Here is a 13,762-nt window from a genome sequence, read left to right on the forward strand (position 1 = left end):
GCAAGTGGCCGCAGGAACCACAACGCGGAGCCACATCTTAATGTCCGATGACCTTGCCTTGACCGCTTTGGCGGCCACTTCCTTTTCCCTGCCTAAGCTGCGCGAAGGCCAACTCGCCGGCATGGCTGCCCTCGTCCAGGGGCGTGATGTCCTCGCTGTCATGCCCACCGGGTACGGAAAATCCGCTACCTATCAGGTCGCAGCGCTGCACCTACACAACACGACGGGGCGGCCCGCCGTCGTCGTTTCTCCCCTCATTGCCTTGCAAGAAGACCAAATGGACGGGCTGACTGAGGACTTGGGTGAGGGCACGGCCGTCGTCATCAATTCTTCCCGCAGCGATTCAGAGGTGGAGGCCGCCTGGCTGGCAGTCGAATCCGGAAAAGCGATCTTCCTGTTCCTCGCTCCTGAGCAATTGGCCAAAAAGGAAACAGTGGAGCGGATCGACAAGCTGAACATCACCATGTTCGTGGTGGACGAGGCACATTGCGTCTCCTCCTGGGGCCACGACTTCCGCCCGGACTACCTCGAATTAGGCAGCGTCCGCGAGCGCCTGGGCAACCCGCCCGCTATAGCCCTCACCGCAACTGCGTCCCCACCCGTGCGTGAGGAAATCGTCAAGTCGTTGGGCATGACGGAACCGCTGGTCCTGGTCCGTGGCTTCGATCGCCCCAACATCAGCCACGACGTTGTCCGGCACCAAGACGCTAAAGGCAAGCGGAGAGCCGTTGTGGAGCAGGTTGTCGCGCTTGCCAAAGCGGAGGGCCTGGGGCTGCTTTATGCCGCTACCCGCAAAGACACCGAGAAGTACGCGGCCGCGCTGACGGAGCAAGGTCTGCGTTCCGAGGCTTATCACGCTGGCCGGGCGGACGCGGACCGGGAAAGCATCCATGAGCGGTTCCTGGATGACCAACTGGATGTAGTCGTCGCCACAACAGCTTTTGGCATGGGGATCGACAAACCCAATGTCCGGTTCGTGGTGCACGCAGATATTCCGGAGTCCTTGGACGCTTACTACCAGGAAATTGGCCGTGCGGGTCGCGACGGTAAACCGGCAGCGGCCATACTGCATTACCGTGCCGAGGACCTTGGGTTGCGTAAGTTCTTCGCCACCCATGCCCCGGATGCGGAGGAGCTCATGGCCGTGCTGAAAGTCATCAAGAACGCCGGCGCACCTGCTCCTCTGACCGCCTTGGCAGAGCTCGCCGGCTTCCCTGCCCGCCGCGTCACAGCGCTGGTGAACCAGTTGGAAGAAGCGGGTGCCGTGAGTACCGGAAAGCGCGGCGCTCGGCTCAGTTCCAAAGCCAAACTGAGCGCACTGGTGGACCGGGCTGTTCAGTTGGCTGAGGCGCGTCAACGCGTTGAACAGTCACGGCTCACCATGATGCGTGGCTACGCGGAGACGGACGGCTGCCGTCGCCAGTTCCTTTTGGGCTACTTCGGGGAGGATCTGCCGCGGCCCTGCGGCAACTGCGATGCGTGCGCCGAAATGCCCGACGCCGCCGGGCCGGGTGACGCCGGCCAGTGCGCCTCAGCCGCCGGGAAGGTGTTCCCCTTGCAGTCCACCGTGATCCACAAAGAGTGGGGGCCGGGGTTGGTGATGCGGCACGAGGACGACGTCATGACAGTTCTGTTCGAAAAGGAAGGCTACAAGACCCTGTCCCGAACCGCCGTCGTCGAGCATGACTTGCTGAAGCCGGCTTAGGTGCGGGCCGTGCGCATCCCGGGCTTTCCACGAAAGATCATCACCATCAGCGTGCCGATCAGTGCCGCCGCGCTGACCAGGCCCAGCAGACCACCCCATGGAGTGTAGTCACCACCGGATATGAAGAAGGCGTCTGCCAAGGCCATGCCGACGGAGAAAGATGCAAAGAAATACATGGGTGCGCCGAGCACCAGGATCAAGAGTTGGAGAATCACCACCGTCCTTAGCCGTGAGATAACCCGGGTTGCCGTCAGCAGGACCACAACCAGAGCTAAAAGCGTTCCGATGCTTGTCCACGTCAAAACTGCCACCCAGGAGATTGACTCGTTGCGTCGGGCCAATCCGTCGTGGATTTCGTCCAGCGTGGCGCCCGGAACAGCGGCGAGCGGATTCCACACGAGGATCTGCAACGCTGCGGTGAGCCCGTAGGCCGCTATTGCGATCAGCCCAACGATGCTGACGATGACGCGCGATGTTTGTGTGCTGCTTCCCTTGGTCCCCATGCAGGCAGCCTAGGGGAATCAGGTGTTGAGCTCCAGCATGAGGGCGGGCAGTTCGTCGGCGAGCTCGCGGGCCAGGAAACCCAGGGGCCCGAGCTTGCTGGCCAGACGGTCGGCGGCGGCCGCGTGAAGATGGGTGCCCCAACAGGCGGCTTGAGCATCGCTGGTGCCCCGCGCGCGGAGCCCGGCGATTGCCCCTGCCAAAACATCGCCACTGCCTGAGGTGCCCAGGCCGCCGTAGCCGGTAGTGATCTTCCACAGAGTGGAGTCTTCGTTTGCTGCAGCAGCCTCGCCGGGCGGTCCGGCGATGTAACCTTGGCAGCTCACCACCGCATCAAACTTCCGGGCGACCTCAGCAACGTCTGTTTCCAAGTCCTCCACGTCCCTGCCCAGAAGAAATCCGGTTTCGGTCGGATTCGGTGTAAGGATCAGCCGGCCGCGCCACGGCCCCAAATCATCCTCAATCTTCACCAAGCTGCCCAAGGCGAAGGCATCAAGAACGATGGCGGGAGCGCCGCCGTCGTTGGTTGCAGTGCGGGACTTTTCCCGCTCCAGCAGCGCTCGCAGCAGCGATTCGGCCAGTTCCGGATCGTCCAGGCCCGGTCCGATCAGCACAGCATCAGCCCGATCCAGATAGGAGGAGATCCTGTCGAGTCCTTCCCCGGTGACGGACCCTTTCAGGTTCTCGGGCATGCCCACGGAACCGCATTCCGGGAGCGCAACTCCCACTGGGACCGCTACGGATTCGGCCACTGCCAAAGTGATCTTTCCTGCGCCGGCCCGAAGGGCTGAGGTGCCGGCCAGCAATGCCGCGCCGGGAGTTGCGCGAGCTCCACCGATCACCAGGACTGCGCCGCGCGAGTACTTGTCCTCTCCGGGGGCCGGCAGCGGCCAGTCGCGCAGAAGCGACGGCGTCACCAGCGTGGGTGCCTGGGAATTACTGTGGATGGACACTGGCATCTCCAGAATGCTCGGTGACCGTAACGCCCTGTTCGGTGAGGTGGTCAGCTACATTGAAGCTCTCCAGCTCCCACGGCCCAGCGCCGGAAGGGCGGACGTACCGGGTGATCGATGCATTCAGCACCGATGTGGTGGCCGCAAGGTCAAGGACTTCCTGCTCAGACATGCCCTCCAGAACATACCGGACCAGCAGGATGACGGCGTCGTGGCAGACCAGCATCACCCGTTGCCCTGTTCCCACGGTATTGAGCTCATCCAGGATTGAACGCAGACGGAGTGCGACGTCAGCCCACGATTCACCACCAGGCGGCCGGTAGTACAGCTTGCCCAGCCACAGCCGCCTCTCGGCTTCGTCGGGATATCGGGTCTCCACACCCAGCCGCGTCAGCCGGTCCAGGATGCCCAGCTCCCGGTCGCGGAGGCGCTCATCAGTGAGTACCTTCACGGGCCAGCCGGTGGTTTCAACGGCGATTTCCGCGGTCTGCCGGGCCCTTGCATAGGGGGAGGAGACAATGGCATCCGGGCGAAGTTCTTCGGCGATCCTTGCAAGCGCTGTTCCGAGTGCTTTGGCCTGGTCCCGCCCGGTGCTCGACAGATTCACATCAGCATCCCTGGCTGGAACGTCAATGACTTCAGCTCCAGACAGGCGGGCCTCCGTTGCGGCCACGTTGCCTTCGCTCTCGCCGTGCCGGATCAGGAGCAACTCCACGGCGCCCGCCTCCTGCACAGCATCCGTCAGCCCGTCCTCGTTCACAAAGATCACCCTTCCGTGTGCGTTGCCGAATGCAGAACACTACCCACTGCGTACCCACAGGAACAGAGGATAAACGCTCGACGCTGATCGCGGACCTCTGTTGCGGGAACTGGGAGTGCAGTAAGTTGCTCGCATGGAGGACTCATACCCAGTCATCATTGTCGGTGCCGGATTCGCGGGCGTTGCAGCTGCAAAAGAGCTGGGCCGCAAGGGCATCCGTGTCTTGCTGATCGACTCAAATAACTATCACCAGTTTCAGCCGCTCCTCTATCAAGTGGCTACCTCGCAAATTGGGGTTTCGGCCATTGCCCGGCCACTGCGTGCCGTTTTCCGACGCTACAAAACTGTCAAGGTTCTGACCTCGAAGGTGGACTCCGTTAACGCTGCTGAGCGGGTGATCACAACTGCTGACGGCCGTTCGTTGCAGGCGGATGTCCTGGTCATTGCAGTTGGGGCGGTCCCGAACTTCTTCAATACACCTGGAGCAGAAGAGCATGCCTTCCCGCTGTATTCCGTCACGGATGCAACGAAGCTGGGGAGCGGCCTAACCCGTTTGTTGGACCAAGCCGATAGGAACCCGGACGGGTCCGTGGACGTAGTGGTGGTGGGAGGCGGGCCTACCGGTGTTGAAACGGCCGGAGCAATGGCCGAAAACGTCAAATACGTTGTGAGCAAGTACTTCTCGCCGGAACTCGCGGCACGCTGCCGGGTCCATTTGGTAGACATGGTTCCCACTGTCCTGAATATGTTCTCAGCCAAGTCCCAGAGCTATGCCACTGATCATTTGAAGAAGGTGGGCGTTCAACTCCACATGGGACAGGGTGTCACCGAGGTAAGGAATGACGGAGTGACCCTGGCTGACGGAAGCTCCGTGCCCGGGCAAATTGTGGTGTGGGCCGGTGGCTTGAAAGCAGGGGACCTCATTGGCGGTTCGGGCTTGACCCAGGGGAGGGGAGGTCGCGTTGACGTCAAGACGGACCTGACTGCCCCTGGCGTTGAGGGCGTGTATGTCATTGGGGATTGCGCCAACATCACCGATTCAACGGGGGCAAAATTGCCCCAGCTGGGTTCGGTGGCTCAGCAGGCCGGAAAATGGGCCGCGTCGAACATTCTCGCGGATCTCAAGGGCGAGAGCCGTGCTCCGTTCCGGTACGTCGACAAAGGCTATATGGCGATGGTGGGGCGTGGCGCTGCAGTGGCAGAGCTGGGCCGCAAGCGAATCCAACTCCAAGGCATCCTGGCCTTCTTGTCTTGGCTGTTGGTGCACCTCGCCCTGTTGTCCGGGCTCCAGCAGAAAATCCGGGCTCTGTTCTCCTGGCTTAACGGATACATCCTTCACAGCCCTGCACAGGTGGTAGTCAGCGGGCCCATCGAGAAGGAAACGCCCGAACAAGAGCCTCCCGGCCCTTGAGCCCCGCACGAAGTTTTACTCGTAATGCCTGGTCTATTGCGATGCCCGGTTGGCAGAAGCCGCCAGCCGACTTTGCTTGTACGCCGAAGATGCCCAGTGCAGGTGAATACATGCTCCGATGATCAGCAGCACGGCCGCCACGGCCGCTGGCCACGGAGTCCAGCTACTACCGGCGTGCCCCACAACCCGTAGGTGCTGGCGTGGGTCGTCCGGATAGACGCTGAGTGTTACGAGGGAGCCAGGTCTCGGAACCGCTATGCACGTTGAATTGGTATCGAACGTTTCGTTGTATTGCCGTCCTTGGAATTCGAAGCCCAATCCCAACACACAGTGTTCACCACGATGTCTGAATCCTTCTTGAGATGTAACAATTCCCTGAACGTGGACACTGCTGGCGGCGACCTGGATCTGGGTTGCTACCAGGATGATGGAACCGGCCACGGAGGCAACGAGCACTAGTGCGGCGAGGACGCGCCACAGGAACATCCGAACCACGCGCGGCTTGGCTCCGCGAAACATCCCCCATGCACTCATTCTGGGAAGATAACAGGAGGAACCCAAACAAGGAGCATCATGACACTCAAAGAACGCCTCAAAGCGGACGTCGTCGACCATATGAAGGCGGGCAACAAGCTTGCGTTGACCACTGTACGCAACGTGCTGGGTGAGATCACCACCCGTGAGAAGTCAGGCAAGACGCCGGTGGAGCTCGACGACGCGCAGGTCACCTCGCTGCTTCAGAAGGAAGCCGCAAAGCGTCGGGATACGGCTCGGATCTACACCGAGGCGGGCGAGGCAGATCGGGCCGCAGCCGAGGTGGCGGAGGCCGAAATCATCGAGGCCTACCTGCCGAAGGCCCTCACTCGGGAAGAAGTGGAAGCAATCGTTGACGATGCCGTGGAGGCTCTGAAGGCTGATGGCCAGGAGTTGTCCATGCGTTCCATCGGAGCCGTCATGAAGCCCGTCACCGCCAAGGTTGCTGGCCGTTTTGATGGCAAGACTGTCAGCGAGATCGTGCGGGGTCGCCTGGCGTAACTGCTCCGGCCATCTTGGCTTGGGGTCGGCGAGCTCAGCTGACCCCAAGCAGCCACCGCAAAGTGTCAGCATTCCGCACGGCGTTACCACCGCCGTCGTTGTTGAAGTACACGTACACGTCCTTGCCGGAACTGGCCCACTCCCGAATGCGGTCCGCCCACCATTGGAGATCCTCATCGGAGTACGAGCCCCCGTAGAGGTGCTCATGGTCCGGGCCGTGGAGACGAACGTACACGAAGGGTGCGGTGGCCCGGAGGATGCACGGCAAGTGGGCGCCACTCATGATGCAGTACGCTGCGCCTCGGCGCTCCAGCAGGGCGTAGACGTCCGGGTGGTCCCAACTGTCATGGCGGAACTCGACGGCGATGCGAACCCACTGCGGAAGCGTGGACAGGAAGTAGTCGAGCCGGGCGTCGTCGCGTTGAAAATCAGGTGGAAGCTGGACCAGGAGTACAGCCCTTTTGTCGCCGAGTTCGTGCCAGCAGCGGACGATCCGTTCCACCCAAACTTCAGGACTGTAAAGCTTTTTGCCGTGCGTAAGACCGCGTGGCGCTTTCACCGACATGGCAAAACCGCTAGGGAGCCGCTCCCTCCAACTCGCGAAGGACGTATCGCGCGGCCACCGGTAAAAGCTTGCGTTTAGCTCAACCGTGCTAAATCGCGCCGTGTAGTGGGCCAGACGCTTGGCCGCGGGAAGACCCGGTGGATACAGCACGTTCTCCCAATGGTCGTAGCTCCAGCCCGAGGTGCCAATGTGGATGCCCATGGTGTGGATGGTAGCGGGTTACTCACGTAAGCGATGGCTTGTTTGGGGGGCAATCCGGCGCTGGCTAGACTCGAAGGGCCAATTCCAGTTGATGGGGGAACCAGGTCAATTCTGCTGCGCAGGAGACAGATGACGATCAGCCCGACCGCAGGGCGCTGGGCCCTGTTCCACCGGAATGGCTGGGGCCGCTCCTTGCCCTCGCTGCATTCGCCTCGATGATCATTGGCTCGATCATCCAGGGAGGGATCCTTCTGGGAGTTATCGGATCGCCACTTGTCCTTACCTTTCTTCTTTATGTCTTCTTGAGGAGATGGGCGAGGCGCACCAAGGGGTATATCGGCCTTGCCGTCGTGCTTCTCGCCATGGTGGGCAGTTTTGGTTCCGCCACGGGGACCCCACTTCACGCCGTTCTTTATCAAACCATCGGTCCAGCCTTGGCCGTAGCGGCTGCCTGGTGTTTCCGCCAGCGCGCTCCTCTGGCCCCCGCAGCCGTTGCGCGGTCCGGACCATCCTCCGCCGGGGCGCCGGGTGGGCTGCACAGCTCCATCGTCGCCATGCAGAACATCACCGCGGTTCTTGTTGAACTGTTCCCCACCCTCCCGCCGACGTGGTCTTCGGCATGGCTGCAATTCAGGGAAATCGGCTCTCATCGCGAGTGCGTCTTCAACGTGGAAACGGGAGGGGCACGGTTCACCACGGAAGTTCCAGCACATTTGGCTGACCGGATGTCTGAGGCCAGGAGCATCATGCGTGGACCCGATGGCAATACGTGGTTCGCGGTCACGGTCACACTCAGCCCAGCGGATCCCGGGAGTTACCAAACCGAGTTCAACTATGACAAGGAACCGGAGTGGCTCACCGAGCCGACTAAGACCGAGTGCCTAAGGGAAACTCTAAGTGTCCGAAAGCTTGGCACTCTCCCTGAATGGGAACATCAGCGGATGGGCTCCGTCAAATAATCCGCCAGGCGCTAGGCTAAGGACCCCGCGAAACACTGTTTTTGGGTGACCCGGCTGACAACGACCCACGATGACGGACTCCGAGACCCCTATGCAGCCTCACCGCGTATTTTCCCCATTGACATTTCGACGACGGCGCCATTGCTGGGTGGGTAGCGGCTCCACATGATCGGTCGTCCTTTTTCGCAGGTCTGGATCACGGCTGGCTTTGCTTGGCGAGGCCAGTGCCGTTCGCCGGGTTGGGGTTAGCTGCCGAAGAGTTTCTTGCCGATCTTCGCGAAGATACCCGGTTCTTTGGATGGGTCTATGATTTCAGGTTGGACGGAGAAGTCGGTGCCATTTTCGGTGACGGGGAGGCGTTTGTTGGCCCGCTCGACTGTTTTGAGTTGTGGGTTGTAGACAGGGGGTGTGACGCCTTCCGCGCGGAACACCGTCCACATCCACTGCGGTATGTTGTCCAGCGTTCGCGGGAACGCTTTGAGGTCCTGTAACAGCGTCAGTGCGTCGGCTGGACGGTCAGGGATGGTTGTTTCATGGGCGGGTCTGAGGAGCTCGGTGTCGAAGGCCTCGAGTCTGCCAGCCGAATCTGGATAGAGATATACCTTGCAGCTTGTCCACGTTCCAAAGCCTGGGGCGTAGGACTCGCGGCGTATTTCCTCTAGCCAATCAATCATGGACTCGCGGGAAAAATCTTGGGAGAAGCATCGTGGTCCCCAGACGCCTTCCCGCAGAATCATTTCTGTTCGGGTTGACCAGGCCAGATGTATGACAGAAGTGCTTACCACTTCCTGGGCGCCGAAACCGAGACCGCCGTCCCTGAAGGTTTCAGCCTGCAACCGGTGAAGTCCTGCCTCCACGGATGGGCTCCATATAACTTTGCCGGCACTCATGATGACTCCTGGATGTTCTAGGGCAGCGTCGAAAACTGCATCGCGGCTGCTCTGGGTGACCGTGCTGGTGACGGCGGACGTTGTCCATTGGTGGTGCTGCCTAACCGCCGAAGAGTTTCTTGCCGATTTTCGCGAACACACTTGGTTCTTTGGATGGGTCTATGAATTCAGGCTGGGCTGAGAAGTCGGTGCCTTTTTCGTTGACGGGGAGTCGTTTGTTGGCCCACTCGACTGTTTGCAGTTGAGGGTTGTAGACAGGGGGTGTGACGCCTTCGGCGCGGAACACCCTCCACATCCACTGCGGTATGTTGTCCAGCGTTCTCGGGAACGCTTTGAGGTCCTGGAACAGAGTCAGTGCGTCCGCCGGACGATCAGAGATTCCGGAATCGCTGTCTGACCGAAAGAGCTCGAAATCGAAGGTTTCGAGTCTGCCATCGGAGTCGGGGAAGAGATAGACCTTGCAACTCGTCCATGTTCCAATGCCTGGGACATACGAGCTACGACGAATATCTTTGAGCCAGTAGTCCATGGATTCTACCGAGAAATCTTGGAAACTATGGTTGAACCCCCAGACACCGTTCCGGAGAATATCCTCTGTTCGTCGACTCCAGGCTTGATGCATGATGATATGGCTGATGATTGCTTCTGCTCCGAACCCCAGACCGCCTTGGGCGAAGGCCTCAGTCCGCAGCCTTTGGAGACCGTTATTCACTTCGACCCCAGAAATCCGCGTTCCTGTCATCATTCGATTGCCTCCTCAGAAAATGGAAAGTTGGAGAAATATTCTGAACTATTCTCTCCGGAGTCGAGCCAGTGAGTGACTTTCAATTCATCCGGCAGACCGGGTTTTGGTCTTGGGACGGCTTCTACCTTTAGGTGTAAGCCTCGGGGTTGTCCGGTGTCGACGGGGTGGAGGACCTTTGTCATCAGCTCTCGTTTGAGTTGGATGAATTCCAAGGTGTTGACGGGTACGTTGGTGGCTCCGTCGCAATAGCTCCAGAACTGGCACCTCGACCCCCGCTGCATTTCGCACTACCACCGGAGGGTCTCATAACTGGCGACCAAAAGCCGGCGCAGTTTTCTAATCGGGCTATCGTAGATGTATTTCCGGTCCCCGGGCTACCTACTGAAGCGGGGGTTTGGCATGCCCTCGTAGAGATCCCTGGATAACTCTTCGTAGGCTAAGACGGATTCCAGCGTCCAATCTTTCAGGATGGCAAGAGTGCCGCCGTTCAACGGGTGTACGTCAACTAGGGGGCTCGCTGGGAGGGTGTAGGTGGCGTTCTCTGCGAAGTAGGTGATGACGCCAATAGGCGGGTACAAAACGCGATCGTTTCTGTGTCGCTTGGCTAATTCCAATCCGTCGATGGCTCCACGCGTAGGCCCCCAGATCTTCACAAGCGAAGCGAAACTCGCAACAATGCTGTCGCGGTCCGGAACCAGTGCGTCGTCAAAACTCAGTCGGAAGGAGTTACCTGACCGTGGGTCTTGATCGCCATCAACTACCGAGAGATCAAAGGGCGCCACACGACGATCGCCCCCGGCCAAGAATCCGAGCTTGTTGTCGCTACCCATTCTCTGTTCGGAGTAATTTACGTGGAGCCACTCCATCGGGCGGGTGTCTAAAGTTTCAAGAAGGTCCAAAGTCGTAAGGACCTTTTCGGCGATGTCGGATGGATTTGCAGCCCGGCCTCCCAGCTGCATGTGGAGCTCGATAGATCGGAGGGCTGGGTCGAATAGATCGGCAGCAGTCACCTTTACCACTTGGTCCTCCTTACCTGCAATCATGGTTGGTGTTTCATCGGAACGTATCTAACGAAAATTTCGATTGCACCAACCGCTGAATTGAGCCTTATGGCATTGGGCTCGCCTTGGAGAGAGTATGCTCCTGAGGCGAGGTACCTAGGCTACCTTCGACGCGAAAGCAGCTTGAAGAAGCCCGCCTTGAATTGTGTCCATGAGTCTTGCATTCGCATGGTAGCTGAAGGCCAGAGGATGTCCATGATTTTCAGCGGCATGGGCCCTGGTTTGCTGTGCAAGGCCTGCATTACCTCAGGCGTTAGCTTCTTATATCTATTGCTCATATTGTACTTTCATAGTCTCATTTAGTAATTACTTTAATAATCACAGGCTTATCGTCGCAATTAGCGGACTAAAGAAGTTCTCAAAGACTGCCAAGTGCTTCGCATATATCAAGCTCTCCGAATCGGACAATAGCGAGTGATAGACCTAATGATTCAATGGCCGGAAAATGGAATTTTCGGCGTGATTCATGGACGTCCAGAGTTCGTAGGGACTCATGTCTGCATAGTGGGAAAACTCAATAAGCGTGATCTGTCGTCCAGTCCGTCGCGGGCCATCGGGTGATTGCAGCAGCCATGTGCCGTTAAAGTCCTTGGAGACTGTGTAACCGGGGGCGGCTTTGCTCGCCGTTACGGGCACCGATGTTGGCATGAGAAACGGCCGGCGTTCACGGCGGCGAAAGAGATTCGTGAATCGGTAGAGGAGCGCCAGCTCGATATCGACCAGTTGTGGTGAAGTGAAAAGTATGTGTTCATCGCGCGCGCGCTCAGTGGTGCTCAATACGTAAAGGTCATCCACCTGCCGAAGGTAGATCTTGATTTCACCACCCAGGTTATACAGGCACCATGAGCCATCCTGCGATGTAACGATCGAATATCCGGCTGCATGGATCGTTTCCAGCAAGCGATCAATCATCGGCTCTATTTCACTGCTCATAGGCCAGGACTCCCGACTTTATTAGTTCCTCAACGGTCAGAAGCGAGTGTTGTTCGTCGAAGAACAGTACTTGGGTTGCCCCGCCTCTCCGTCCGAAGTCGGGCGCCGCAACGGATGACTCGACGAGCCACCCACGAGCGCCCGCGGGCCACCCATTCGCTAGGCGATAGCGGGCGTATGGCAGCTCAAGATCACTGACAGGGAGCGAGCGAGCTTCGAAACTTTCCGGCTCGCCGTCCTTGAATGCGTAGAGATACGAACCGTCTTCGAATCCAACACGGTCGACTATTTCACCGAACTGGCTTCTGAACTTGAATAGGTCATGGGTCTGACGGCTTTCGATGACGGCGCCATCGTTAGCGGGGTAGCGGTTCCACATGGTTGGAGATTCCTTCAAGGCTCGGACTCGTAGGGCCTACGGTCGCGGAGAAAATGGCAACTTACCGTTCGGCTGAATACATGCCGCCCGCAATAGGGAGTCGCCTCCCACGGTGACCGGAGCGGCTCGGGTGTCAGAGATCCATTCCATAGGCCTAGGATCGAGCCGCTCCAGGATCGAAACGCTTGCAAGGATGGTCGCAGCACTCTCATGCGCCTTATCGGTCCTTGTGCCCAATTGGAGCCTGAGACTCAGCGTACCCAAAGCGGAATCAAAGGTTGTGTGTCCGTCTTCGTTCACAGTGTGGCCCTTCTTTGACCAGACTCCCTGCCGGAAACATAGTTCTATCCGGTCCCGGCAGCTCTGCGGGGGATACCATCGTTGACAGCCCTGAAAGCCTCGCCGTACGCGAGAACGGCATCCAAGGACCACTCCTTGAGCACGGCCAGCACCCCATGAGGCAAGGGACGCAGATCAACGAGTTCGTCATCGGGTAGCATGTAGCCGCTGCCTGCCGCAGCGTACGTCAGGGCGCCGACTGGCGGGTACCAGATTTGTTCCCCGCGTCTTCGTCGGCTGATTTCGTAGCCGAAGATGCCGCCGTGTGCTGGTCTCCAGACCTCAACCAATGACGCAAAGGTGCTGACGATGGCGTCTTTGCCCTGCACCTGCGCTTTCTCAAAGGTCAGTGAGAACGAATCGCTGGAAGGTCCGTCGTGTGCTCCATCGCTAACGGCAGCGCGAAAGGGGCTTGTCCCTCGTTCCGTCCCCTTGACGTATGAGATGAGTTGCACGAAATAGCCCCAACTTGGGTGAAAGCTCCCGGCATCGTCCTTTCGGGCACCGGCTACAACAAGTTCGACGAGCTCCTCGACGGTGCGTCCTAAAGTGTCGGATCTCGCGATCTGCCCAGCAGTTTGGGGAATTCCAACCCACTCCATCGGGCGTGTATCCAGATTTTCAAGAATCGGAAGCGTCGCCAGAATCCTCGCCGCCACATCCCGAGGTGCCGCTTCCCGCCCGCCCAACTGCAAGTCGAGATCTATATCGTCCAACGCGGAATCGAAGAGATCCCCTGAAGTGACGCCTGTCACGTCGGACCCCCTGTCGTGAATCAAACTAGCCCTCCTTCGGTGCGAACTTTACGTCCACTGTGACACTACCGGGGTTGCGTTCCAGATATCTTGTGACGGCTTTGTCCATCAACTTGGCAAGTTCCTCGTTGTGGGTGAAGATCCATTCAAGGTGGGCGCCCGGTGCCTTCGACTCCAGTGCTTGGATTTGACGCCGGGCCGTGGACTGGACCCAGTCATCGATTGCAATTGGAACGGCTTGGTCGCGAAGATAGCGACCATCATAGACGCCTCTGAAAAGCAGGTCGTAGTTGCCCTTAACCTCTTGGAATACTTCTATTGGCGGGTGCCCGCGCCACAAGTGTCCGTCGAACTCGACCTTCCCCATGGAGCCGTCCGCTTTGACGTGGTCCACCATGTATTCCAGAAGGTAGCCCTGAGGGCCTGTCGCAGTGATACCAGTTCCGAAGATTTGGTCGGCGACGCCTTTGTCGTTTCGTCCTCCGGGTTCTTGCCAGCTTCCGGGTCCTCCGTCGGTGTCGCCGACCAAATCTTCGGAACTGGTATCACTGCGACAGGCCCTCAGGGCTA

Annotated in this window: 15 protein-coding genes; 4 read left to right on the top strand and 11 right to left on the bottom strand. The window is 59.1% G+C overall.

From position 1 onward, the window contains the following. Positions 1 to 40: 40 nt before the first annotated feature. Positions 41 to 1,705 carry an ATP-dependent DNA helicase RecQ gene (locus CQ020_RS22200; RefSeq protein ID WP_105694029.1) on the top strand — a complete coding sequence of 555 codons (1,665 nt, stop codon included), beginning with the start codon at positions 41 to 43 and terminating at the stop codon, positions 1,703 to 1,705. Here CQ020_RS22200 and CQ020_RS22205 read toward each other — a convergent pair. Genes CQ020_RS22205 through CQ020_RS22215 form a run of 3 tightly spaced genes read right to left on the bottom strand, consistent with a single transcriptional unit; the run spans position 1,702 to position 3,928 of the window. Continuing rightward, entirely contained in the window at positions 1,702 to 2,208 is a 507-nt protein-coding gene (locus CQ020_RS22205; RefSeq protein WP_258142161.1) for a hypothetical protein, read from the bottom strand. The two genes, CQ020_RS22200 and CQ020_RS22205, sit on opposite strands and share 4 nt — an antisense overlap. Positions 2,209 to 2,226: 18 nt before the next feature. Then, positions 2,227 to 3,165 (bottom strand): NAD(P)H-hydrate dehydratase, encoded by a 939-nt coding sequence (locus CQ020_RS22210; RefSeq protein ID WP_181151997.1) that lies wholly within the window; start codon positions 3,163 to 3,165, stop codon positions 2,227 to 2,229. Beyond that, entirely contained in the window at positions 3,143 to 3,928 is a 786-nt protein-coding gene (locus CQ020_RS22215) for a histidine phosphatase family protein (RefSeq protein ID WP_105694030.1), read from the bottom strand. Before CQ020_RS22215 ends, CQ020_RS22210 begins: the two co-directional genes overlap by 23 nt. Before the next feature lie 124 nt (positions 3,929 to 4,052). On the opposite strand from CQ020_RS22215, the gene CQ020_RS22220 reads away from it, so the two are divergent. Continuing rightward, positions 4,053 to 5,330: an NAD(P)/FAD-dependent oxidoreductase gene (locus CQ020_RS22220; protein WP_105694031.1), complete on the top strand. Its 1,278-nt coding sequence runs from the start codon at positions 4,053 to 4,055 to the stop codon at positions 5,328 to 5,330. A gap of 573 nt (positions 5,331 to 5,903) precedes the next feature. Then, the gene (locus CQ020_RS22230; protein ID WP_105694033.1) at positions 5,904 to 6,365 is read left to right on the top strand and encodes a GatB/YqeY domain-containing protein; all 462 of its coding nucleotides are present in this window, start codon (positions 5,904 to 5,906) and stop codon (positions 6,363 to 6,365) included. 34 nt (positions 6,366 to 6,399) lie between these two features. Here the strand turns inward: CQ020_RS22230 and CQ020_RS22235 are convergent, their stop codons facing one another. Further along, complete coding sequence (locus CQ020_RS22235; protein WP_105694034.1) at positions 6,400 to 7,131, bottom strand: DUF72 domain-containing protein; 732 nt, start codon at positions 7,129 to 7,131, stop codon at positions 6,400 to 6,402. 215 nt (positions 7,132 to 7,346) lie between these two features. Here CQ020_RS22235 and CQ020_RS22240 point away from each other — a divergent pair, with 215 nt between their 5' ends. Beyond that, a complete protein-coding gene (locus CQ020_RS22240; protein WP_105694035.1) occupies positions 7,347 to 8,090 on the top strand; it encodes a hypothetical protein in 744 nt (247 codons plus the stop codon). A gap of 245 nt (positions 8,091 to 8,335) precedes the next feature. Here the strand turns inward: CQ020_RS22240 and CQ020_RS22245 are convergent, their stop codons facing one another. The 7 genes from CQ020_RS22245 to CQ020_RS22285 all read right to left on the bottom strand — a co-directional run. Then, a complete protein-coding gene (locus CQ020_RS22245) occupies positions 8,336 to 8,947 on the bottom strand; it encodes a hypothetical protein (protein ID WP_258142162.1) in 612 nt (203 codons plus the stop codon). Positions 8,948 to 9,080: 133 nt separating this feature from the next. Then, positions 9,081 to 9,725 (bottom strand): hypothetical protein, encoded by a 645-nt coding sequence (locus CQ020_RS22250; protein WP_105568122.1) that lies wholly within the window; start codon positions 9,723 to 9,725, stop codon positions 9,081 to 9,083. 374 nt (positions 9,726 to 10,099) lie between these two features. Further along, positions 10,100 to 10,768, bottom strand: a complete 669-nt coding sequence (locus CQ020_RS22260; RefSeq protein ID WP_105694038.1) for a hypothetical protein — start codon at positions 10,766 to 10,768, stop codon at positions 10,100 to 10,102. 441 nt (positions 10,769 to 11,209) lie between these two features. Further along, the gene (locus CQ020_RS22270) at positions 11,210 to 11,719 is read right to left on the bottom strand and encodes an Imm61 family immunity protein (protein WP_081765979.1); all 510 of its coding nucleotides are present in this window, start codon (positions 11,717 to 11,719) and stop codon (positions 11,210 to 11,212) included. Beyond that, a complete protein-coding gene (locus CQ020_RS22275; protein WP_105694039.1) occupies positions 11,709 to 12,098 on the bottom strand; it encodes a TNT domain-containing protein in 390 nt (129 codons plus the stop codon). The genes CQ020_RS22270 and CQ020_RS22275 overlap by 11 nt, the downstream gene beginning before the upstream one ends. A gap of 344 nt (positions 12,099 to 12,442) precedes the next feature. Beyond that, entirely contained in the window at positions 12,443 to 13,192 is a 750-nt protein-coding gene (locus tag CQ020_RS22280; RefSeq protein WP_146116688.1) for a hypothetical protein, read from the bottom strand. Positions 13,193 to 13,217: 25 nt separating this feature from the next. Beyond that, positions 13,218 to 13,762: hypothetical protein (locus CQ020_RS22285; protein WP_146117224.1), on the bottom strand; the 545-nt coding region annotated here is incomplete at its 5' end.

The sequence above is a fragment of the Arthrobacter sp. MYb23 genome (genome assembly GCF_002979775.1).
Classification (GTDB): domain Bacteria; phylum Actinomycetota; class Actinomycetes; order Actinomycetales; family Micrococcaceae; genus Arthrobacter.

What these genes read in the sequence shown, in the direction of transcription:
- CQ020_RS22250 (WP_105568122.1), bottom strand. Translation starts at nt 9,725, where the DNA reads ATGATGACAGGAACGCGGATTTCTGGGGTCGAAGTGAATAACGGTCTC.
- CQ020_RS22205 (WP_258142161.1), bottom strand. Translation starts at nt 2,208, where the DNA reads ATGGGGACCAAGGGAAGCAGCACACAAACATCGCGCGTCATCGTCAGC.
- CQ020_RS22275 (WP_105694039.1), bottom strand. Translation starts at nt 12,098, where the DNA reads ATGTGGAACCGCTACCCCGCTAACGATGGCGCCGTCATCGAAAGCCGT.
- CQ020_RS22260 (WP_105694038.1), bottom strand. Translation starts at nt 10,768, where the DNA reads ATGATTGCAGGTAAGGAGGACCAAGTGGTAAAGGTGACTGCTGCCGAT.
- CQ020_RS22210 (WP_181151997.1), bottom strand. Translation starts at nt 3,165, where the DNA reads ATGCCAGTGTCCATCCACAGTAATTCCCAGGCACCCACGCTGGTGACG.
- CQ020_RS22230 (WP_105694033.1), top strand. Translation starts at nt 5,904, where the DNA reads ATGACACTCAAAGAACGCCTCAAAGCGGACGTCGTCGACCATATGAAG.
- CQ020_RS22235 (WP_105694034.1), bottom strand. Translation starts at nt 7,131, where the DNA reads ATGGGCATCCACATTGGCACCTCGGGCTGGAGCTACGACCATTGGGAG.
- CQ020_RS22270 (WP_081765979.1), bottom strand. Translation starts at nt 11,719, where the DNA reads ATGAGCAGTGAAATAGAGCCGATGATTGATCGCTTGCTGGAAACGATC.
- CQ020_RS22200 (WP_105694029.1), top strand. Translation starts at nt 41, where the DNA reads ATGTCCGATGACCTTGCCTTGACCGCTTTGGCGGCCACTTCCTTTTCC.
- CQ020_RS22220 (WP_105694031.1), top strand. Translation starts at nt 4,053, where the DNA reads ATGGAGGACTCATACCCAGTCATCATTGTCGGTGCCGGATTCGCGGGC.
- CQ020_RS22240 (WP_105694035.1), top strand. Translation starts at nt 7,347, where the DNA reads ATGATCATTGGCTCGATCATCCAGGGAGGGATCCTTCTGGGAGTTATC.